General features: G+C 71.6%; 20 protein-coding genes. 12 read left to right on the plus strand and 8 right to left on the minus strand.

Annotated features, from left to right (window positions below; genetic code table 11):
• Positions 1 to 131: 131 nt before the first annotated feature.
• Positions 132 to 995, minus strand: a complete 864-nt coding sequence (locus ABID81_RS13990; protein ID WP_354595395.1) for an aldo/keto reductase — start codon at positions 993 to 995, stop codon at positions 132 to 134.
• 13 nt (positions 996 to 1,008) lie between these two features.
• Entirely contained in the window at positions 1,009 to 1,980 is a 972-nt protein-coding gene (locus ABID81_RS13995) for an aldo/keto reductase (protein ID WP_354595396.1), read from the minus strand.
• A 62-nt stretch (positions 1,981 to 2,042) separates the two neighbouring features.
• Here ABID81_RS13995 and ABID81_RS14000 point away from each other — a divergent pair, with 62 nt between their 5' ends.
• The 4 genes from ABID81_RS14000 to ABID81_RS14015 all read left to right on the plus strand — a co-directional run bounded on the left by ABID81_RS14000 (position 2,043) and on the right by ABID81_RS14015 (position 5,144).
• Positions 2,043 to 2,450 carry a TIGR02611 family protein gene (locus ABID81_RS14000; protein WP_354595397.1) on the plus strand — a complete coding sequence of 136 codons (408 nt, stop codon included), beginning with the start codon at positions 2,043 to 2,045 and terminating at the stop codon, positions 2,448 to 2,450.
• Between the two features lie 67 nt (positions 2,451 to 2,517).
• Entirely contained in the window at positions 2,518 to 3,465 is a 948-nt protein-coding gene (locus tag ABID81_RS14005; protein ID WP_354595398.1) for a DnaJ domain-containing protein, read from the plus strand.
• An 87-nt stretch (positions 3,466 to 3,552) separates the two neighbouring features.
• Complete coding sequence (locus ABID81_RS14010) at positions 3,553 to 3,939, plus strand: VOC family protein (protein WP_354595399.1); 387 nt, start codon at positions 3,553 to 3,555, stop codon at positions 3,937 to 3,939.
• A gap of 227 nt (positions 3,940 to 4,166) precedes the next feature.
• Positions 4,167 to 5,144, plus strand: coding sequence for an NUDIX domain-containing protein (locus ABID81_RS14015; RefSeq protein ID WP_354595400.1), 978 nt, complete (start codon positions 4,167 to 4,169; stop codon positions 5,142 to 5,144).
• A gap of 62 nt (positions 5,145 to 5,206) precedes the next feature.
• Here ABID81_RS14015 and ABID81_RS14020 read toward each other — a convergent pair whose 3' ends face one another.
• Positions 5,207 to 6,676, minus strand: coding sequence for a S1C family serine protease (locus ABID81_RS14020; protein ID WP_354595401.1), 1,470 nt, complete (start codon positions 6,674 to 6,676; stop codon positions 5,207 to 5,209).
• Positions 6,677 to 6,907: 231 nt separating this feature from the next.
• Here ABID81_RS14020 and ABID81_RS14025 point away from each other — a divergent pair, with 231 nt between their 5' ends.
• From ABID81_RS14025 to ABID81_RS14035, 3 genes are all read left to right on the plus strand, one after another.
• Positions 6,908 to 7,396 carry an FHA domain-containing protein gene (locus ABID81_RS14025; RefSeq protein ID WP_354595402.1) on the plus strand — a complete coding sequence of 163 codons (489 nt, stop codon included), beginning with the start codon at positions 6,908 to 6,910 and terminating at the stop codon, positions 7,394 to 7,396.
• Between the two features lie 2 nt (positions 7,397 to 7,398).
• Positions 7,399 to 8,097: a transcriptional regulator FtsR gene (gene ftsR / locus ABID81_RS14030; protein WP_354595403.1), complete on the plus strand. Its 699-nt coding sequence runs from the start codon at positions 7,399 to 7,401 to the stop codon at positions 8,095 to 8,097.
• Between the two features lie 154 nt (positions 8,098 to 8,251).
• Complete coding sequence (locus ABID81_RS14035) at positions 8,252 to 8,800, plus strand: MerR family transcriptional regulator (RefSeq protein WP_043595057.1); 549 nt, start codon at positions 8,252 to 8,254, stop codon at positions 8,798 to 8,800.
• 91 nt (positions 8,801 to 8,891) lie between these two features.
• Here ABID81_RS14035 and ABID81_RS14040 read toward each other — a convergent pair whose 3' ends face one another.
• Positions 8,892 to 9,704, minus strand: coding sequence for a ParA family protein (locus ABID81_RS14040; RefSeq protein WP_354595404.1), 813 nt, complete (start codon positions 9,702 to 9,704; stop codon positions 8,892 to 8,894).
• Positions 9,705 to 9,874: 170 nt separating this feature from the next.
• On the opposite strand from ABID81_RS14040, the gene ABID81_RS14045 reads away from it, so the two are divergent.
• Positions 9,875 to 10,372, plus strand: coding sequence for a peptide deformylase (locus ABID81_RS14045; RefSeq protein WP_354595405.1), 498 nt, complete (start codon positions 9,875 to 9,877; stop codon positions 10,370 to 10,372).
• Here the strand turns inward: ABID81_RS14045 and ABID81_RS14050 are convergent, their stop codons facing one another.
• Complete coding sequence (locus tag ABID81_RS14050; protein ID WP_354595406.1) at positions 10,373 to 12,211, minus strand: AMP-dependent synthetase/ligase; 1,839 nt, start codon at positions 12,209 to 12,211, stop codon at positions 10,373 to 10,375.
• A 101-nt stretch (positions 12,212 to 12,312) separates the two neighbouring features.
• Between ABID81_RS14050 and ABID81_RS14055 the strand changes: the two genes are divergently transcribed.
• The 3 genes from ABID81_RS14055 (at position 12,313) to ABID81_RS14065 (ending at position 15,407) form a co-directional block, all read left to right on the plus strand.
• The gene (locus ABID81_RS14055) at positions 12,313 to 13,263 is read left to right on the plus strand and encodes an ROK family glucokinase (RefSeq protein WP_354595407.1); all 951 of its coding nucleotides are present in this window, start codon (positions 12,313 to 12,315) and stop codon (positions 13,261 to 13,263) included.
• Positions 13,264 to 13,293: 30 nt separating this feature from the next.
• Positions 13,294 to 13,983 carry a lysophospholipid acyltransferase family protein gene (locus ABID81_RS14060; RefSeq protein WP_354595408.1) on the plus strand — a complete coding sequence of 230 codons (690 nt, stop codon included), beginning with the start codon at positions 13,294 to 13,296 and terminating at the stop codon, positions 13,981 to 13,983.
• Positions 13,984 to 14,078: 95 nt separating this feature from the next.
• Positions 14,079 to 15,407: a class II 3-deoxy-7-phosphoheptulonate synthase gene (locus ABID81_RS14065; protein WP_354595441.1), complete on the plus strand. Its 1,329-nt coding sequence runs from the start codon at positions 14,079 to 14,081 to the stop codon at positions 15,405 to 15,407.
• A gap of 86 nt (positions 15,408 to 15,493) precedes the next feature.
• On the opposite strand, the gene pknB is transcribed toward ABID81_RS14065, so the two are convergent.
• Both pknB and ABID81_RS14075 read right to left on the minus strand, forming a co-directional pair.
• Positions 15,494 to 17,425, minus strand: a complete 1,932-nt coding sequence (gene pknB, locus ABID81_RS14070; RefSeq protein ID WP_488628706.1) for a Stk1 family PASTA domain-containing Ser/Thr kinase — start codon at positions 17,423 to 17,425, stop codon at positions 15,494 to 15,496.
• A 110-nt stretch (positions 17,426 to 17,535) separates the two neighbouring features.
• Entirely contained in the window at positions 17,536 to 18,885 is a 1,350-nt protein-coding gene (locus ABID81_RS14075) for a muramidase family protein (RefSeq protein ID WP_354595410.1), read from the minus strand.
• A gap of 192 nt (positions 18,886 to 19,077) precedes the next feature.
• Between ABID81_RS14075 and ABID81_RS14080 the strand changes: the two genes are divergently transcribed.
• Positions 19,078 to 19,434, plus strand: coding sequence for an Rv2175c family DNA-binding protein (locus tag ABID81_RS14080; RefSeq protein ID WP_354595411.1), 357 nt, complete (start codon positions 19,078 to 19,080; stop codon positions 19,432 to 19,434).
• 112 nt (positions 19,435 to 19,546) lie between these two features.
• Here the strand turns inward: ABID81_RS14080 and ABID81_RS14085 are convergent, their stop codons facing one another.
• Complete coding sequence (locus tag ABID81_RS14085) at positions 19,547 to 20,668, minus strand: polyprenyl synthetase family protein (protein ID WP_354595412.1); 1,122 nt, start codon at positions 20,666 to 20,668, stop codon at positions 19,547 to 19,549.
• Positions 20,669 to 20,739: the final 71 nt, after the last annotated feature.

The raw sequence follows: 20,739 nt of genomic DNA on the forward strand, positions 1-20,739 counted from the left end.
AACGGCGGGACGGGGGCGGTTGGGGGGGGGGGGGGGGGGGTTGGGGGGGGGGGCGGGGGGGCCGCCGGGGGGGGGGGGGGGGGGGGGGGGGGCCCCCCCCCCGGGGGGGGGGGGGCCCACCGCGGGGTGGGTCAGGCGGCGTCGAGTCGCTGGATCTCGTCGGCCGAGAGCTTGATCGACGTGGCGGTCGCGGAGTTCATGATCGTCTGCGGCCGGGTCGACCCCGGGATGGGGATCACGAGTTCGGACTTCGCCAGCTCCCAGGCGAGGGTCAGCACCTGCGGGGTCACCCGCCGGGCGTTGGCGATCTCGGCGAAGACCGCGTGCTTGGCGCCCAGCTCACCGGCGTTCGTGATGCCGCCGAGCGGACTCCACGGCAAGAACGCGATGCCCATCTCGTCGCACAGCACGAGCTCGGCCTCGCTCGTCCGGAAGGCCGGCGAGTACTGGTTCTGCACCGAGACGAGCCGGTCGTCGAGGACGTCGTTCGCCTCGCGGATCTGGTCGGGCGTCGCGTTCGAGATGCCCGCCATGCGGATCACGCCTTCGTCGAGCAGCTCGGCGAGTGCGCCGATCGAGTCGGCGTAGGGGACGGCGGGGTCCGGTCGGTGGAACTGGTACAGCCCGATCGTCTCGACGCCGAGGCGCTTGGCCGAGGCCTTCGCGGCCTCCTTGAGGTACGACGGGTCGCCGTTCTGGGCCCATGCTCCGGCCTCGGGGCGCAGGTGACCGCCCTTGGTCGCCACGAGCACCTGGTCGGTGTCGGCGTGGTAGCTCTTGAGCGCCTTCGCGATGAGCAACTCGTTGTGCCCGATCTCGTCCTTGCCGGCCTGATGGTAGGCGTCGGCCGTGTCGATCAGGGTGATGCCCTGTTCGAGAGCGGCGTGGATCGTCGCGATGCCCTGTTTCTCGTCGGGTCGGCCCTCGATCGACAGGGGCATGCCGCCCAGGCCGATGGCACTGACCGTCACGTCTCCGATTGTCCTGGTCTTCATGTCGTCCTCCGGTTCACCACGCGTAGTCCTCGGGCGACGTGTCGTGCCCGGGGAAGATCTCGTCCAGCCGCGCCAGCGCGGCCTCGTCCAGCTCGACGTCGACGGCGGCAACCGCCGACTCCAGTTGTGCCATGGTCCGCGGGCCGGTGATCGGCCCGGTGACGCCCGGCTGGTGCAGCAGCCACGCGAGGGCGACCTCGCCCGGAGCGTGCCCGAGTTCGCGGGCGAAGCCCTCGTAGGCCTCGAGCTGGTCCCGGTGGGCGGCCACGTAGTCCGCGCTGCGGCCCTCGAGACGACGCGAGCCCTCCTCGGTCTTCTCGATGACTCCACCCAGCAGTCCGCCGTTGAGCGGCGACCACGGGATCATGCCCAGTCCGTAGTGACGGGCGGCGGGAAGGGTCTCCCGCTCGACGTCGCGCACGATGAGGTTGTAGATCGACTGTTCGCTCACCAGGCCCGTGAAGTGTCGGGCCTTCGCGGCCTCCTGGGCCTGGGCGATGTGCCACCCGGCGAAGTTGCTGCTGCCGACGTACAAGACCTTGCCCTGCTGCACGGCGACCTCCATCGCCTGCCAGATCTCGTCCCACGGCGTCTCACGGTCGACGTGGTGGAACTGGTAGAGGTCGACGTGGTCCGTCTGCAGGCGCGAGAGGCTCGCGTCGAGGGCGCGACGGATGTTCAGCGCGCTGAGCTTGCCGTCGTTCGGCCAGTCGCCCATGTCGCCGTAGAGCTTGGTGGCGAGGACGGTCTTCTCGCGTCGCCCACCGCCGCGGGCGAACCACCGGCCGATGATCTGCTCGGTGATGCCTTCGCCCTTCTCCCAGCCGTAGACGTTCGCCGTGTCGAAGAAGTTGACGCCGAGCTCGTGGGCTCGGTCCATGATCGCGTGGGAGTCGTCCTCCGTCGTCTGCGGCCCGAAGTTCATCGTGCCGAGCACGGCCCGTGAGACGGACAACCCTGTGCGTCCGAGGTGTGTGTAGTCCATGTTCCCTGGCTACCCCCTCCACCGCCGTGCTGCTCACAGGAACGCCCCCTAGCGTCGCCGTCATGACCGAGCAGCCCGAGAGCCCGGACGGCGTCCCACCGGTGACCCCGCACGACCACGCCCCGCGTCGGGGACGACGGCGGCAGGCCTGGCGCGACGGCCACGCCCGCATGCGCCTGCGACTCGACTCGCGGCCTCGGCTCCGCCTGCTCTACAAGGTCGGGGTCGGGGTGGTCGGGGGCCTCGTGGTCGTGGCGGGGCTGATCCTCGTGCCGCTGCCCGGGCCGGGCTGGCTCGTCGTCTTCCTCGGGGTCGCCCTGCTGGGCACCGAGTTCCCGGCGGCGCACCGCATCACGCAGTGGGTCCGACGCCTCGTCCGACGGGCGCGCCTGCGGTGGCGCGCCTGGCGGGTCGCCCGGTCCGTCCGCCGGGCCACCTCCGCGCGACCGGCGGCCAGCCCGACGCGGTGAACCACCGGTCCGTCCGGCGCCCGGGCGTCGACCGGTCGTCCAGCGGGCGTTCGGTAAGGTCGCCGTCGTGACGCCCAGCCCCGCCTCCGCCACGCCCTACGAGGTGCTCGGCGTGCCGTCGACGGCGTCGACCGACGACCTGCGCCGGGCCTACCGGCGCCTGGCCCGCCAGACCCACCCCGACCTCGGCGGCACGGCCCAGGCGTTCCGAGACCTGCAGCACGCCTGGCAACAGGTCGGTACGCCCGAGGCCCGAGCCGCCTACGACCGGGGGTCGGGCTCGCGCAGCACCTCGGCGACGGGCAGCGCGCGCTCGGCGGGGTCGAGCGCCCCCGGGTGGTCGCCGCCACCCCGCGAGACGGCCCGCACCGACTCCAAGCCCAGGGCCCGGGTCCACGGGCACCCGGGTGGGGCGAACCGCGAGCGGTACCTCGGCCTCATGCGCGAGTGGGTCGGTCGTGGCGTGCCCCTCGACGACCCGTACGACGAGCGCCTCGTCCGCAGCGCGCCTCCCGAGATCCGTCACGTCCTGGCCGACGCGATGGCCGAGGAGGCTACCGTGGCCGCCGTCACCGAGCTCGGCATCGGGTTCACCATCTGGAGCGACGTCGACGCGGGCGCCGAGGGCAAGCTCGACCACGTCGTGCTCGGCCCGTCGGGGCTGTTCGCGATCCAGTCCTCCGACTGGGGCAGCGAGGTGCAGGTGTCCCGGGGCGAGCTCGTCGGACGGGGCATCCCCGACGACGAGGAGCCCGTCCGCGACCTCACCCGTCAGGCGCGTGCCGTCCGCCGGGAGACCCGCGTCTCGTTCACGGCGCAGTTGATCGTCGTGCCCGACGACGACTTCGGGCCCGCCCTCGAGAAGGTCGGACGCCGGGCCGGGGGCACCTGGGTGCTCCGCCGCTCGTTGCTGCCGCAGGTGCTCCGCCACGGTCCGGAGCTCGGCGACCGGACGAGCATCTCCGACGTCTTCGAGGTCCGGGCCCGGCTGCAGCAGGCCATCCGCTTCGTCTGACGGGGGCTGGTGTGCGAGCCGCGCAGGGTGCACGCTGGGCGTGACGTCGGCGTCGGTCGGCCGTCCCCGTCCGAGAGAGGGGCACCCGTGTTCCGTCCGCAGTCCGGCTACTCCGGCTTCAGCGTCGACGACGTGGCCGCGGCCGTCTCGTTCTACCGTGACGTCCTCGGTCTCGAGACCGAGACCGTCGTCGAGGATCAGATGGTCCGCCTCCGTCTGCCGGGAGGCGCGGCGTGGGTGTTCGTCTACGGCAAGCCGGATCACGTGCCCGCGTCGTACACCGTGCTGAACCTCGTCGTCGACGACCTCGACGCGGCCCTCGACGACCTGGCCGGGCTCGGCCTCGAGCCCGAGCACCACGGTGGCCACTCCGACGAACGGGGCGTGATGCGTGGGCGGAACGTCGGCATGGGGCCCGACATCGCCTGGTTCACCGACCCGGCCGGCAACGTCTTCTCCGTCCAGCAGCCCTAGGTCCCGTCGGGGCGGACCCGGGAGGCGCGGTGTCGGTCACGGACGGGTCCCCGGCCCCGGAGAGGTGCAGGACCGGCCCGGCATCGGGTTCCGGGCCGGTCCCAGGTGTTCCTTCGGAGCGCGCCGGTGCATCGGTTGGGTCGGGTCACGCCCGTCGGACCGCCCGACGGGACCGGCGCCGTCTCTCGCGAGCACCGCCTCCTGGTCGCTGTGGCAAGCTCGACCGTGTGAACACGCACGAGCCCGCTGACGGCTGGGTCGAGGCCCCCGACGGGCGACGGTTCTGGGGTCGCGCCGGAGCGGCGGGCCTGCTCGTCGTCGACGCCGACGGCCGGGTGCTGCTGCAGCACCGGGCCGACTGGAGCCACTTCGGCGGCACCTGGGGCCTGCCGGGCGGCGCGCGTCACCACGATGAGACCGCCGTCGAGGGGGCCCTCCGCGAGAGCGGTGAAGAGGCCGCCGTCCCGGGCGACGCCCTCCGTCTGCTCTTCTCGTCCGAGCTCGACCTCGGATTCTGGTCGTACACCACCGTGGTCGCCCGGGCACTCCGGTCCTTCGAGCCCGTGGTCTCGGACCCCGAGAGCATCGCCCTCGGCTGGGTGCCCACCGACGACGTCGCCGGCCTTCCGTTGCACCCGGGGTTCGCGGCGTCCTGGCCGAGGTTGCGTGAGGAACTCGCGAGCGAGGTCCACGTGGTCGTGGACGTCGCCAACGTCCTGGGCTCCCGGCCCGACGGGTGGTGGCGCGATCGCGTCGGCGCCACCGAACGCCTGCTCGCCGCCCTGTCCCGCAGCGCCGCGGCCGGGTTCGCCGCGTCCTCGTTGAGCCCGGACGGTGACGGTCTTCCCGTGGCCGGCACGACCGCACCGGCGACGATCGCTCCCGGCGACGTCGGGGCCTTCGCGGACGACTCGGCCACCGAGCCCCCGGGGGCGCCGACCTGGCGATGGCCGACGGTGACCGCCGTCGTCGAGGGTGAGGCCCGCGCCGTCGCCGACGCGTTCGAGGCCCTGACCGTCGTCCGTGCCGAGACGGACGGCGACTCGGCCGTCGTGGCCCGGGTGCGAGGACTCCGGTCGGTCGAGGGCTCCGCTGTCCGCGTCGTCGTCGTGACCGCGGACCGCGCACTGGCCGACTCGGTCCGCGCCGAGGGAGCGGTCGTCCTGCGCCCCGGGGCGTTCCGCCGCACCGTCGGCCTGGACTGACACGCCTGACGGCCCGCTCCGCCGGGGGCGGAGCGGGCCGTCGTGGGCTCACGGTCGCGGGGTCAGGCGGCGGGGCCGTCGCCCAGCGTCACGGTCGCGGAGTGCGAGGCTCCGGCGGCGTCGGTCCAGGTCACCGAGACCTGGTCGCCCGACTCGTGTGCCGTGATCGCCGCCGTGAGGGCGGACGCGTCGGCGACGGAGGTCCCGTCGACCGCCGTGATGACGTCGCCCGCGACGAGGCCGGCCGACGCCGCCGCGCTTCCCTCGACGGTGCCCGCGATCGTGACGCCGCCCGAGGTGCCGCCGGCCGTGCTCGAGATCTGCGCGCCGAGGAAGGCGGGCAGGCCGATCTGGACGGTCGAGCTGCCCGTGCCCGACTCGATCTGCTTGGCGATCGCCAGGGCGTGGTCGATCGGGATGGCGTACCCGGTGATGGTCGACGAGCCCTGGGACGCCGCGGTCACGATGCCCACGACGTCGCCGTCGGCGTCGCGCAGCGGACCACCCGAGTCGCCCGAGACCACGTCCGCGTCGACCTCGATCAGGCCCGAGAGCGACTCGGTGCCCGAGCCGGACTCGCTCTGCACGGTGATCGCCTGGTCCGTCGCCAGCACGGTGCCCTCGGCGGTCACCAGCTCACCCGTGCCCTCGGCGTTGCCCGTCGAGTGGACGGCGTCCCCCGTGGCCACGTCGCCCGACGAGTCGAAGCTCACCGGGTCGAGGCCCGACGCGTCCTGCAGCTTCAGCACGGCCACGTCGTTGGTCGCGTCGGTGCCCACGACGTCGGCCGTGTAGGTCTTCCCCGTCGACTCGACGGTCACCTGGATGCTGGTGGCGCCCTGGACCACGTGGTTGTTGGTCAGGACGAGTCCACCGGAGGTCAGGATCATGCCCGTGCCCGCCGACTTGTACGAGGCGTCGTAGTTCAGGGTCGAGACGATGGTCACGACGCCGGCCTTCTCGTCGTCGGTCGCGGCGGTGGCGCTGGTCTGGGCGGACGAGCCCTGGGAGGACGAACCGCCCTGCGACGAACCGCCCTGCTGCGTCGATCCGCCGAACGGCGAGGTCGAGCCGTCCGACCCGCTGCCCGGCTGCGTGAGCTGGGGCAGCAGTTCGAGGGCCTGGCGTTCGCTCGCCGCCTGGGCCGCGGCGACACCGGCCGTCCGGCCCGCGGCGTAGGCACCGCCGCCGGCCGCACCCGCGACGATGACGACCGCGGCGGCGGCCCCGGTCAGTGCGAGCCACTTCTTCGACCGGCGTGGTCGGGTCGGGCCGCCGAATGCCGGGGGCACCGTGCCGTCCGCGCCGGCGCCGGCCGACGGCGGCGTGGGGCGCGCCGCGTCGTAGGCCTGGTGGGAGTCGTCGCCCGCCATCCAGGTCGGCGCGGCCGACACGTATCGTGCGTCGGACGAGCCGGAGACGTGGGGGAGCGTCCGCGCCTCGGCGGGCTGCTCGGGGGTCGACGCCGCGGGGGTCGCGGGCGTCGCGTCGTTCGGGGTGCCGGTCGTGGCGTCGCCGTCTCGGTCGTTCATGGTGTGCCTCCTGTGGCGGTGGTGGTGACGATGGGTCAATGGAACGAGGTCACCCCAAGAGATCCCTATGACGCGGCCTCGAAGCGGTCGGGAGTCGCATGTGGAGGCGCGGTGAGAGAAGCCGAGACTCCCTCGCCTCCTGGCGCACCAGGGTCGGGCGGTCGGATCGCGAAATCCGTTCCCGACGAGCCTCGGAGTTCCGATACGCTGGGACGCCAAAGGAGGTCCACGATGGCACAGCCCGCCAACCCGGCACCCGGCGAGCAGGACCGCGCTCCCGGCGCCCCTCGCGAGGTCGACACGACCCTCAGCTTCAACGAAGAGTTCCAGGCGCAACTGGCCGCTCTCGAGGGCGGCGTGTCCACCGACGAGCGTGACGCCGTCGCCGCACTGCCCTCGGGCTCCGCGCTGCTCGTGGTCCGTCGTGGTCCGAACATCGGGGCGCGTTTCCTCCTCGACTCCGACGTCACCGTCGCCGGTCGTCACCCGGACGCCGGCATCTTCCTCGACGACGTCACGGTCAGCCGCAAGCACGCCGAGTTCCGACGCGAGGGCACCTCCTTCAGCGTGCGCGACCTCGGGTCGCTCAACGGCACCTACTTCGACGGCGTCCGCATCGACGAGGCCCGTCTCGCCGACGGGGCCGAGGTCCAGGTCGGCAAGTTCCGCCTGACGTTCTACGCATCGCGGGTCGACCTCGCGAACCTGGCGATCAAGTAGTCGTGCCCCGCACCGCCGTCGCCCGGTCGTCGCAGACCGGGCCGTCCGACCTGTTGACGATCGGGCAGGTCCTCTCGCGGCTCAAGCCCGAGTTCCCCGACCTGTCGAACAGCAAGCTGCGCTTCCTCGAAGAGCGTGAACTGGTCACCCCGGTGCGCACCCCGTCGGGCTACCGTAAGTTCTCCCCGGCCGACGTCGAACGTCTCCGCTTCATCCTGGGCCTGCAGCGCGACCACTACCTGCCCCTCAAGGTGATCCGTCAGCACCTGGCCGACCTCGACGCCGGCCGCCCGTCGTCGCTGCCGTCCGGTGCCGCACCCGTCTCGATCGTCACGCACGGCCGGCGCCTGGGCCGCGACGACCTCCTGCGCGAGGCCGGCGCCTCGGCCGGCCTGCTCGACGAGGCCGTGTCGGCCTCGCTGCTCCCGGCCACCGACCGGTACGGCGACGACTCGGTCGCGGTCCTCTCGGCCCTGGTCGAGCTCGCCAAGTCGGGCATCGAGCCGCGGCACCTGCGCCCGGTCCGCGCGTCCGTCGATCGCGAGCTCGGGCTCATCGAGACGGCCCTCGCTCCGCTCGCGCGCAGACACGACGCCGCCTCGCGCGCCCGGGTCGCCGAGCTCTCGCGAGAGCTGGCGGCGCAGGTGGACGTGGTCCGATCGGGGCTCGTCCGGTCGGCGCTGGGCCGCCTCGACGCCTAGACGGCCGCGCTCCGGGCGAATATCCTCGACACGCCGACCCGTCGGAGCGGATGTCGCCCAGGCAGCTCCCCGTTGTGGGTACCGTGAGTCGTGTACAACCATCAACCCGATGTTGAACGTTGAGCTCCGGAAGAAGAACGTGGAAGGCAACAGCATGAGTGAGTCAGGTTCCCCCGAGGAATCCCGCTACGAGCTGGGCCTGCTCTTCACCGACGGCCTGCCCGAACACGACGCCGACAGCGGCTACCGCGGCACCGTCGCGGCCAAGGCCGCCGGCATCAGTTACCGCCAGCTCGACTACTGGGCCCGCACCGAACTGGTCGAGCCGACCATCCGCGGCGCTGCCGGTTCGGGCTCGCAGCGTCTGTACGGATTCCGCGACATCCTCGTCCTCAAACTGGTCAAGCGCCTCCTCGACACAGGCATCTCGTTGCAGCAGATCCGCACGGCGGTCAACCAGTTGCGCGAGGCCGGCGTCAACGACCTCGCCCAGACGACGCTGATGAGCGACGGAGCCAGCGTGTACCTCTGCACCTCGGACGACGAGGTCATCGACCTCGTGAGTCGCGGCCAGGGCGTCTTCGGCATCGCCGTCGGCAAGGTCCTCCGTGAGGTCGAGTCGAGCCTCGTCGAGATCGACAGCACGCCGGCCGCCGACCCCTCCGACGAACTCGCCGCCCGCCGCGGCACGCGCGCCAGCTGACCCCTCGGGCACCGCTCCTCGCGGTCCCCACGACGAAGGCCCCGCACGAGATCGTGCGGGGCCTTCGTCGTGGGGCCCTGGGGGCCCGCACTCAGCGTGTGGCGGGTTCGGCGTAGTCGCCGATCTTCGCCGTCCGCATGATGCGCTCGAGCAGTTGGTCGAAGTTGCGAGCCATCTCTTGTGCGCTCTCGCCCGGCCAGGCGTGCAACGGCTTGGCTGCTCCCTGGGCCTGCTGCAGCGACGTGCGCTCGGGCAGCTGGGGCGACAGCACGAGGGGGCCGAACATGTCGCGGAGTTCCTTGATGCGGAACTGGTGCTCGAGCGACTGCACCCGAGCGCGGTTGACGATGATGCCGAGGGGTTGGAGGCGCGGTGACAGTCCCCGACGGATCTCCTCGATCGCCCGCAGGGCCCGGTCGGCCGCGGCCACGCTGAACAGGCCCGGCTCGGTGACGACCGTGACGCGGTCGGACGCGGCCCAGGCCGTGCGGGTGAGGGCGTTGAGCGACGGGGCACAGTCGATCAGCACGAGGTCGTAGTCGGCCTCGACGTTCGCGAGGGCCTCCTCGAGCTTCCAGATGTCGCGGATCGAGGGGTGCGGGCCGTCGAAGTTGATGGCCGACGGGCTGCCGATCATGACGTCGACCGTGCCCTGGCGGCCCTTCGTCCAGCCGCTCGGGGCGATGGCGGCCCGGACCGTCTTCTCTTTCGGCGATGCCAGGACGTCGGCGACGTTGAGGTGACCGGAGACCGTGATGTCGAGTCCGGTCGAGACGTCGGATTGCGGGTCGAGGTCGACGACGAGGGTCCGCAGACCTTTGGCGAAGGCGGCCGACGTGAGTCCGAGCGTCACCGTCGTCTTGCCGACGCCCCCTTTGAGAGAGCTGACGCTGAGTACATGCACGACACAGACGATACCTTCACTACTGTTGAATCACCCAACAGCCACGTCGACGCGGCGTGCGACGAACCCCGACTCGTCGCCCCGCGCTCGATCCTGCGGCCGCGCCACCACGCACCCACCCCCGAGCCGCCACCACCGTCCACCACCAGACACACCCCAGGAGGCGCGCCGTGAGCGTGAGACCCATCCGCCTGTTCGGCGATCCCGTCCTTCGATCGGCATCCGACCCGGTCACCGTCGGCGATCCGCGTCTCGCGTCCCTCGTCGAGGACCTGCTCGACACGGTGCGTGAACCCGGCCGCGCGGGCGTGGCCGCCGCGCAGATCGGGGTGTCCCTGCGCGCCTTCAGCTACAACGTCGACGGACAGGTGGGGTACGTGTTGAACCCCGTGGTGGTCGAGGTGTCCGGTGCGAGGACGCTCGTCGACGAGGGGTGCCTCTCGGTGCCCGGGTTCTGGTTCCCCACCCCGCGGTACGAGTACGCCCGGGTCGAAGGCGTCGACCTCGAGGGGCGGAAGGTCGTGCTCGAGGGCACGGGGCTCATGGCCCAGGCCCTGCAGCACGAGACCGACCACCTCGACGGCACGCTCTACGTGCTCACCCTCGAGCCCGAGACGAAGCGTGAGGCCATGCGCGAGATCCGTGCCGCCGACTGGTGGAAGGCGTGATCAGCGTCCCCTGGTCGTGACCGTGCGGACGGACTCCGTGTCGGGGTTCGCCGTGTAGATGTCCGCGACCTGCTGGGCGAAGTCCTCGAGCACCACGGCACGCTTGACGCTCATCTTGGGCGTCAGGTGGCCACCGGCCTCGGTGAGCTCGACGGGCAGGATCTCGAACTTGCGGATGGACTCGGCCCGTGAGACCGAGGCGTTGGCCGCGTCGACGGCCCGCTGGATCTCGGCGCGCACCTTCGGGTGCGAGGCGGCCTCGGCCAGCGGCATGTCGGCCGCCTCACCCGCGTTGTTCAACCACACCGGCAACATCTCGGTGTCGAGGGTGACGAGGGCCGCGACGAACGGCCGCTGGTCACCCACCACGACGACCTGTCCCACCAGCGGGTTGGCCCGGATGGGGTCCTCGAGGGCGGCGGGGGCGACGTTCTTGCCGCCGGCCGTGACGATGATCTCCTTCTTGCGACCGGTGATGGTGAGGTAGCCGTCGGCGTCCAGCGCGCCGAGGTCGCCCGTGCGGAACCACCCGTCGTCCATGACCTCGGCGGTGGCCTCGTCGGCCTTCCAGTAGCCGGCGAAGACGTTGACGCCCTTGACGAGGACTTCTCCGTCGTCGGCGATCCTGATGCCCACGCCGGGGAGGGCCGGGCCGACGGTGCCGATCTTGAACTTCGAGACCAGGTTGACCGATGCGGGTGCCGTGGTCTCGGTGAGCCCGTACCCCTCGAGGATGCGGATGTCGAGGCTGCGGAAGAAGTGGCCGAGCCGTGTGCCGAGCGGGGCCGAGCCCGAGACGGCGTACCGGATGTTGCCGCCCATGGCCTTCTTGAGCTTGGAGTACACGAGTCGGTCGAACAGGGCGAAGCGCAGCCTGAGCCCGAGGGGCACGGACCCCTCGTCGAGGGCGCGACTGTGCGCGATGGCCACGGCGACGGCCTGACGGAAGATGCCGCCCTTGCCCCCGGCCTCGGCCTTCTGCTCGGCCGAGTTGTAGACCTTCTCGAACACGCGGGGGACCGCGAGCAGGAAGCTTGGCTTGAACGACGCCAGTGACGGCAGCAACTGCTTCGTGTCGGCCTGGTGGCCGACCTTGACGCCGGCGTGGACCGACATGACCGCGATGAAGCGGGCGAAGACGTGCGCGGTCGTGACGAACAGGAGGGTCGACGACCCGGGTGCGACGACGTCACCCATGGCGACGGCGGCGTTGCGGCTGGTCTCGACGAAGTTGGCGTGGGTCAGGAGGCAGCCCTTGGGTCGCCCGGTGGTCCCGGAGGTGTAGATGATGGTGGCCACGTCGTCACCGACCGCGAGGCTGCGACGGCGTTCGAGCTCGGCGTCCGACACGTCGACCCCCGAGGCGGAGAGCTTGTCGAGGTCACCGAGGTCGACCTGCCAGACACGCGTCACGCCGGGCAGTTCGGGGTGCACCTCGTCGAACCGCGAGAAGTGGTCCGCGGTCTCGACGATGACGGCGACGGCCCCGGAGTCGCTGAGGTTCCACTGCACCTGCGCGGGGGAGGAGGTCTCGTAGACGGGGACCAGCAGGGCGCCGGCGAACCAGGCCGCGAAGTCGATCAGGGTCCATTCGTACCGGGTGCGGCACATGAGGCCGATCTTGTCGCCGGGTTCGACGCCCGCAGCGACGAACCCCTTGGCCAGCGCGCGCACCTGCGTGAGGAACCCGGCGGCCGTGATGTCGCGCCATCCGCCCGTGCCGTCGGGCACCGAGAAGAGCGGCTCGTCGGGCGTGGCCGCGGCCCGCGCGAGCAACAGGTCGGTCGCGTTGGCGGTCGGGTCGGCGGGGACGGCGGGTGGGACGGTGTGTTCGTTCACGGCAGCTCCTTCGGTACCGAACGATGGTCCGTCAACCCTAACGTGACCTCGCCGGAGGCGCTGCCGGAGGTGGAGGGTCGTCGAGGATAGACTCGCTCCTCGTGCAGGCAATCGGAATCGACATCGGCGGGACGAAGATCGCGGGCGGAGTGGTCACCGAGTTCGGCGAGATCGTCGACGAGGAGCGCGTCGCGACCCCGGCCGGCGACGCCGGAGGCATCGTCGACGCCGTCGTCGACATGATCACCTCGCTGCAGGCGCGCCATCCCGACGTCGTCGCCGCGGGCGTCGCCGCCCCCGGCTTCATCGACGCCGCCCAGTCCACGGTCTACTACACCCCGAACATCGCGTGGCGGAACGAGCCGCTCCGGACGCGGCTCTCCGAGCGCCTCGACCTGCACATCACGATCGACAACGACGCGAACGCCGCCGGATGGGCCGAGTTCCGCTTCGGGGCGGGTCGCCTCGCGAGCGACATGACCATGCTCACGATCGGCACCGGCGTCGGGGGTGCGATCGTGGCCCAGGACCGCCTCCTGCGCGGGGGCTTCGGCACGGGCGGAGAGCTCGGCCACATGCGGATCGTCCCCGACGGCCTGCCCTGTGGATGCGGCGCCCGAGGCTGCATCGAGCAGTACGGGTCGGGCCGCGCCCTGTTGCGCATCGCGGGCGAGGTCGCCGACGAGGGCGGTCCCGGCCGAGCCCTCGCCGACCTCAGGGCCGAGGCCGGTCAGCTCTCGGGGCACGACGTGAGCCTCCTGCTCCAGTCCGGCGACCCGGGCGCCGTCGAGGCGCTCCGGCGCCTCGGCACCTGGCTGGGCCAGGCCGCCGCCTCGCTGAGCGCGATCCTCGATCCGCAGGTGTTCGTCTTCGGTGGGGGTGTGGCCCAATCGGGCGAGCTGCTCCTGGCCCCGGTCCGCGCGGCGTACCTGGCGCACCTCCCGGCACGGGGCTACCACCCCGAGCCCGAGTTCGTCATCGCCGAACTCGTGAACGACGCGGGGGTCGTCGGGGCGGCCGACCTCGCCCGTCTGCACGCGTCCGACCGCTAGACTCCCGACGCCCCGACGAGAGGAGCACCGATGCTCTACTGGTTCCTGAAGACGATGGTCGCGAGTCCGCTCGTCCTGTCGATCTTCCGCCCGTGGGTCAGCGGTCGCGAGCACGTGCCCGAGACCGGGGCCGTGATCTTCGCGAGCAACCACCTGTCGTTCGTCGACTCGATCTTCCTGCCGCTCGCGCTCGACCGACGCATCTCCTTCCTGGCCAAGAGCGACTACTTCACCGGCAAGGGACTGAAGGGTTGGGCCATCCGTCTCTTCTTCACGGCCACCGGCCAGCTCTCGATCGACCGCTCGGGCGGCAAGGCGTCCGAGGCGTCGTTGGCGACGGGCCTGTCGGTGCTCCGTCGAGGCGAACAGCTGGGCATCTACCCCGAGGGCACCCGCAGTCCCGACGGCAAGTTGTACCGAGGGCGGACGGGCGTGGCCCGGATGATCCTCGAGGGGCACGTCCCCGTCGTCCCCGTGGCCATGATCGGCACCGAGAAGGTCATGAAGACCGGCACCAAGATCCCCCGTCTGCACCGGGTGGGAATCGTCTTCGGAGAGCCGCTCGACTTCAGTCGGTTCGAGGGCATGGAGGGCGACCGGTTCATCCTGCGGTCCATCACCGACGAGATCATGTACGAGCTCAACGCCCTCAGCGGCCAGCAGTACAGCGACGTCTACGCGACCAGCGTCAAGGAGAAGCGCCCCACCCATTCACGGTAGGCTCGCCTGTCGAGGTCGTTCGGCCTCGAGACCGTCAAGTGGCAAGGAAGACCGTGGCCCAGCTCACCGAACCGTTCGTCGTCACCGATCCCGACGTGATCGACGGTCTCGACCATTGGCGCACGCTCCCCATCAAGCAACAGCCGACCTGGCACGACGGCGCAGCCGTCGAGGCCGCCTCGGCAGAGCTGTCCACCTTGCCGCCGCTCGTCTTCGCGGGCGAGGTCGACACCCTGCGCGAGCGGCTCGCCTCGGCGGCCCGGGGCGAGGCGTTCCTGCTCCAGGGCGGTGACTGCGCCGAGACCTTCGCCGGTGCGACCGCCGACCAGATCCGCGACCGGGTCAAGACCATCCTGCAGATGGCGGTGGTCCTGACCTACGGTGCGTCCGTCCCCGTCATCAAGATGGGTCGCATGGCGGGCCAGTTCGCCAAGCCGCGCTCCAGCGACACCGAGACCCGCGACGGGGTCACGCTGCCCGCGTACCGCGGCGACATCGTGAACGGCTACGACTTCACACCCGAGTCCCGTCGTGCGGACGCCTCGCGGCTCGTGAAGGGCTACCACACCTCGGCTTCGACCATCAACCTGATCCGCGCCTTCACGCAGGGCGGCTTCGCCGACCTCCGCCAGGTCCACAGCTGGAACAAGGGCTTCGCGAGCAATCCGGCCAACGCGCAGTACGAGCACCTCGCCCGTGAGATCGACAAGGCCATCCGCTTCATGGAGGCGGCCGGCGCCGATTTCGACGAGCTCAAGCGCGTCGAGTTCTACACGAGCCACGAGGGCCTGCTCATGGACTACGAGCGCCCCCTCACCCGCATCGACTCGCGGACGGGCACGCCGTACGTGCTCTCGTCGCACTTCGTCTGGATCGGCGAGCGCACGCGCGACCTCGACGGCGCCCACGTCGACTTCCTGTCCCGGGTGCGCAACCCGATCGGCGTCAAGCTCGGACCGAGCACGACACCCGACGACATGCTGCGCCTCATCGACAAGCTCGACCCCGAGCGCGAGCCCGGACGCCTCACCTTCATCACGCGCATGGGTGCCGGCAAGATCCGCGACGCCCTGCCTCCCCTGCTCGAAGCCATCAAGGGCGCGGACGCCACGCCCCTGTGGGTCAGCGACCCCATGCACGGCAACGGCCTGACGACGCCGACCGGGTACAAGACCCGCCGCTTCGAAGAAATCATGGACGAGGTGAAGGGCTTCTTCGAGGCCCACCGTGCCGCGGGCACGCACCCCGGCGGCATCCACATCGAACTGACCGGGGACGACGTCACCGAGTGCCTGGGCGGCTCCGAACACATCGACGAGGCGACGCTCGCCACGCGGTACGAGTCGCTCTGCGACCCGCGTCTGAACCACATGCAGTCCCTCGAGCTCGCCTTCCTCGTGGCGGAAGAACTCGCCGCCGACTAGTCGTCGTCGTGACGAGGGCCCCGTGACCGACGGTCACGGGGCCCTCGTCACGACCGACACCCGGGGTGGCCGGGCGAGGGGTGGCGTCACTCGACCCGGTAGGTGAGGCCGATCGTCGCGCCCTTGGTGGCCGTCAGGCCGGCCGCGGGGTCGCTGGCGGTGACGGGGAGGCGCGCCTCCCAGTCGTAGAAGGCGCACGTGAACGCGGTGCACCGCGGGTAGCTCACCCGGAACCCGAGTCCCTGGAGCTGCGCCGTCGCGGCATCGATCGTCTTGCCCCGGACGTCGGGGATCTCGATGGGCGGCGGTCCCTTCGACACGACGAGGTCCACGGTGTCGCCCTGGTGCAAAGGCCCCTCGGCCTGCTGCTCGTAGCGGATGACCTCACCGGAGGCCACTCCGTCGCTGAACTCGGTGCCGCTCTCGACGCCCGTCAGCTGGACCTCGGTGAGGGCGCTCTGGGCATCCGCGACCGAGAGGCCCGCGACGTCCGGGACGGGGCCGAGCGAGACCGTGAGGGTCACCGGCTGCTGCTCGCCGTACTGGGCGGCCGAACCGAGGTCGACCGCGGCGCCGGAGCCGTCGACGCCGCTGACGGCGAGGACCGTGCCGGCCGCCGCCTCGTCGAACTGGCTCGAGCTCGGTTCGAGCGTGAAGTCCGAGAGCGCGTCGGAGGCGGCGGACTCGGTCTCGCCGACCACGGTCGGCACCGTCAGCTGACGCGGCCCCTGCGACACGACCAGGGTGATCGTCGATCCCTTCTGCACCCGGGTGGAGGCGTCGGGGTCGGTGCGGGCGACCTGGCCGGAGGGCACCACCGGCGAGAAGTCCGCCTGCGGCTCGGACGCGACCACGAACCCCGCCGACGTCAGGGCGGCCGAGGCCGCCGAGGGGTCCTGGCCCGACACGTCCGGGACGGCGGCCTGGGCCCCGGGACCCGAACCGAACCACCAGCCGACCCCACCGGCGAGGAGCGCGACGACGACGACCAGGGCCATGAGGACGCGACCGCGCCGACGCCGCCGGTCGGAGAGGTCGCCGAGGGTCGTCGCCGCGTCCACGGCCTCGGCCTGGACGGGACCGGTGCGGTGACGAGCCTTCGGCAGGACCTGCGTCTCACCCGTCGGGCCGGTGGGGAGCGTCGTCATCGTCGCCGCCGGCAGCACCATCGTGCGGTTGACCGGCGGCCCCGACGGGTCGGCCAGGACGCGCTGCACGTCGACGAGCTGGTCCAGCAGGGCCCTGGCGTCGCGTGGTCGCTGCTCGGGGTCTCGTGCCGTGGCCCAGAGCACCAGTTCGTCCAGCTCGACCGGCACGCGGGGGTTGGCGGTGCTCGGCGTCGGGACGGTGTCGTTCGCGTGCTGGTACGCGATCTGCATCGGCTGGTCGCCCTTGTACGGCTGCTCGCCCGTGAGCATCTCGTACATCATGATGCCGAGCGCGTAGATGTCGCTGCGGGTGTCGGCGATGCCCCTGGTCACGAGCTCGGGGGAGAGGTACGCGATGGTCCCGAGCAGGGCGGCACCCGTGGCCGTGTTGGCCGTGGCGGCGCGCGCCAGGCCGAAGTCGCCGATCTTGATCCGCCCGTCGTCGGCGAGCAGGACGTTCTCGGGTTTCAGGTCCCGGTGCACGATGCCCGCCCGGTGGGCCGCGGCCAGGCCCGCGAGCACGGCCTCGAGGATGTCCATGGCCTGCTCGGGCGTCAGCACCTTGTGGTCCTGCAGCAACTCGCGCAGCGTGATCCCCGGCAGGTACTCCATGACCAGGTAGGCCGAGTCGTCGTCCTGGCCCTGGTCGAAGACGTTGACGACGTTCGGGTGGGCCAGCCGCGCGGCGGACCGTGCCTCCTGGATGAAGCGTTCCTTGAACGAGGCGTCGTCGGCGAGGTGGCCGTGCATGATCTTGATGGCCACGCGGCGCTCGAGCCGCAGGTCGGTCGCCAGGTACACGGTGGCCATGCCACCCCGGGCGATGCGTGAACGGACCTCGTAGCGGCCCTCGATGAGACGGCCGATCATCGGGTCAGTCTGGTTCACGCTCACCCACGTGATTTTACGGACCCCGCGCCTCCCCGGGGTCTCAACTCACCGCACGGCGGCAAACCGCACCCCCGCGTCTCGTCGCCGGGTCAGCCGAGGGTCGCGAGCCACGTGGTGGCCGGGGCCTCCCACTTGGCGTAGGCGTCCGGGAAGGCCGAGTACTGCACGGCCTGGGCCGCCGCGGTGAGCGACATCGACTGCCAGCCCCGCACGTCGAGCAGGCCCCGGGTCTTGCCGGGGTTGGGGTTGGTCGCCCCGCCGAAGAAGAGCTTGGTGGCGTGGACCGGATCACGCAGCTGGGCGGGAGTGCCCCAGCCGGTGCTGGGCCGCTGCTGGAACAGGCCGAGGGAGTCCCGGTCACCGTGGTCCAGGTTGCGGAGGCTGCTCTCTTGGGCGGCCGCCGCCAGCGCGACGACGATCGCGCGGTCGCCGACGCCGAGTTGCCGGCCCACCGAGATGATGGTGCGGGCGTTCCCGGCCTGTTCGGCGGTCAACGTCGCGCTCACGGCGAGGGGGGCCGCCGACGTCGACGCGACGACGGTCGTGGCCGTGGTGGCCGACGCGCCCGGCAGGGTGAGGGTCTTCCCGGCGTAGATGGTGCTCGTGAACGACAGGCCGTTCGCGGCGAGGAGCGCCTTGACGCTCGCCCCCGACTTGGCCGCGATCGACGCGATGGTGTCGCCGCGTTGGATGACGTAGCTGCCGACGGCCGGACCGGCGGCGGGGGCGGGAGTCGCGGAGGCCGCGGCCGACGCCCCGGAGGGGACGCTGAGCGACTGGCCCGGGTAGATGATGCTCGACAGCCCCAGCCCGTTCGCCTGGAGCAACGCGCTGGTCGTGACGCCGTGGGCTCGGGCGATCGAGCTCAGCGTGTCGCCCCGGACGATCACGTAGCGGCCACCGGTGGCCTTGGTCGGGGCCGGGGCGGACGACGCCTTGCCGGCGCTGCCCGCCGCGGCGCTGAGGCTGAGGGTCTGACCCGGGAAGATCGTGGACTTCCAGCTGAGCCCGTTGAGCGCGAGGACCGAGGCGGTGCTCAGGCCGAACGAGCCGGCGATGCTCGCCACCGTGTCGCCCGACCGCACCGTGTAGGTCGCCGGTGCGGCGGCGAACACGGTCGCCGAGCTGCTCGCGGTCTCGACCGTCGTGGCCGACCTCTGCTCGGGGGCCGACAGGCGGGGCGGCAGCACGGGGCGCGGCGAGACGTCGGGCTTCCCGGCCGGCGCGTGCTGGAGGGCGAAGACGGGGCCCGTGACCCCCATGCTGAGTGCCATCGACCCGGCCACGACGATCGGGACCGTGTTCAGCATCGAGCGGGCGACGCGGGAGAGCGGCGCGCGCTCGTCGGGGCTGCGCAGGGTGCCGAAGGCGCTGGGCGACGAGACGCCGTCGGCCGTCGTGTTCTCGGGTTCGGGGCGGACGGAAGTGACGTCGTTCATGGGCTGATCCTCGGTTCGGGGGCGGGGACACGGTCGCTGGGTGATCGTTGAGCCGCGGTGCCACGTCGTCCCAAAGTGGCACAGGACCACATCCAAGTCAATCAACGGGGCCCATGTTGCGGATGTGACTCGGACTGGGGGAGCAGCCGGGGAGGCGCGACGAGGCTCGCGAACCCGTGGCAAGGTTGTCGCGTGACCGATCTCTCCCAACGCCCCTGGTTCGCCGACACCGAATGGCTCACCGTGCCCGACCTCGTCGAGCGACTCGGCCTCGGGGTCAGCCGCGTCCGCCGACTGCTCGAGGAGCACGTCCTCGTCGGCACCCGGGTCGACGGCGTCACGAAGGTGCCCGCCGTCTTCCTCGACGGCTCCGAGCCGCGACACGACCTGCGGGGCACCCTCACCGTCCTCGCCGACAACGGCTTCGACGACGACGAGGCACTCGACTGGCTCCTGTCGCACGACGACGCGCTCGGCACGAGCCCGGTCGCCGCCCTCCAGGCGGGACGGAAGGCCGAGGTCCGCCGGATCGCGCAGAGCCTCCTCTAGCAGAGCCTCCTCCAGCAGCCTCCTCTGAGCAGAGCCTCCTTCGCGCAGAGCCCCCTCCGGGAGGTCGCGCCCCCTCGGTGGTGAGCGCCGTTCCCCGCGAGGGAAGCGCCGCCTAGGAGGTGCGGCGCGTGACGGTCTCGGCCAGTCGCGTCAACTGCGTCCGTGCCGACGGAGCCAGCCCCGACCGCTCGAGGGCGTGGACCGCCCGCTCGACCTGGTCGCTGATGGTCTGCTCGACGGCGTCGACCGCCCCGCTGTCGCGGAGCGTCGCCTGGAGCATGCTGATCTGGTCGTCGTCGAGCTCGGGGTCGCCGAGCAGTTCGTCGAGCAGTCGGACGGCCCCGGGGGGCAGGGCGCGCCGGGCCGTCGCCACGAGGACCGTGCGCTTGCCCTCGCGGAGGTCGTCTCCGGCGGGCTTGCCCGTGACGGACGGATCGCCGAAGACGCCAAGGAGGTCGTCGCGCAGCTGGTAGGCGATGCCGAGGGGCAGCCCGAAGTGACGGAGCGAGTCGAGGGCGGACCGGTCGCCGCCGGCCATGGCCGCACCGACCGTCAGCGGGGCCTCGACGCTGTACTTGGCCGACTTGTAGACGATCACCCGTTGTGCCCTCGGCAGCAGTTGACCCTCGTCGACGGTCCGCCAGGCGTTCTCTTCGAGGATGTCGAGGTACTGGCCCACGGTCACCTCGGTGCGCATGCGGTTCAGTTCGGCCCTGGCAGTCCGGGCTGCGTCACGTGAGGGGAGCGCGTCGAGCGCGTCGCTGAGCAGCTCGTCGCTCCACGCCAGGAGCAGGTCGCCCATCAGGAGGGCGCCCGAGCGGCCGAACGCCTCGGGCGAGCCGAGCCAGCCGCCCTCGCGGTGCAGCCCCTCGAAGCGCCGGTGGGCCGCGGGCAGTCCACGACGGGTGTCGGAGTTGTCCATGATGTCGTCGTGCACGAGTGCCGCGGCGTGGAAGAACTCGAGGCCGGCGGAAGCCGTCATGACGGCCTCGATCTCGCGCTCGTCGCGGGCCTCGCCGAGGGGGTCGAACCCGGTGTCGACCCCGGCGACCGACTGCCAGCCCCAGTAGCAGAAGAGCGCTCGGAACCGCTTGCCGCCCCGGAGCAGATCGCTCGGGTAGAGGGCGAACGGATCGAGGTCGGGAGCGATGCCCGCCAGGGCCGGTCGCTGCCGGTCGAGGAAGCGATCGATGCGCTCTTGAACGACGTCCACTAACCGCGTACTCTCAGCCACGCTGCCTAGCCTAGCGACAGCTGTCCGGCATACACTCGCAGCTACTCATCGCGTCGATCCCGAGGCTCCCG

The organism is Frigoribacterium sp. PvP054 (assembly GCF_040547465.1).
Taxonomy (GTDB): Bacteria; Actinomycetota; Actinomycetes; order Actinomycetales; family Microbacteriaceae; genus Frigoribacterium.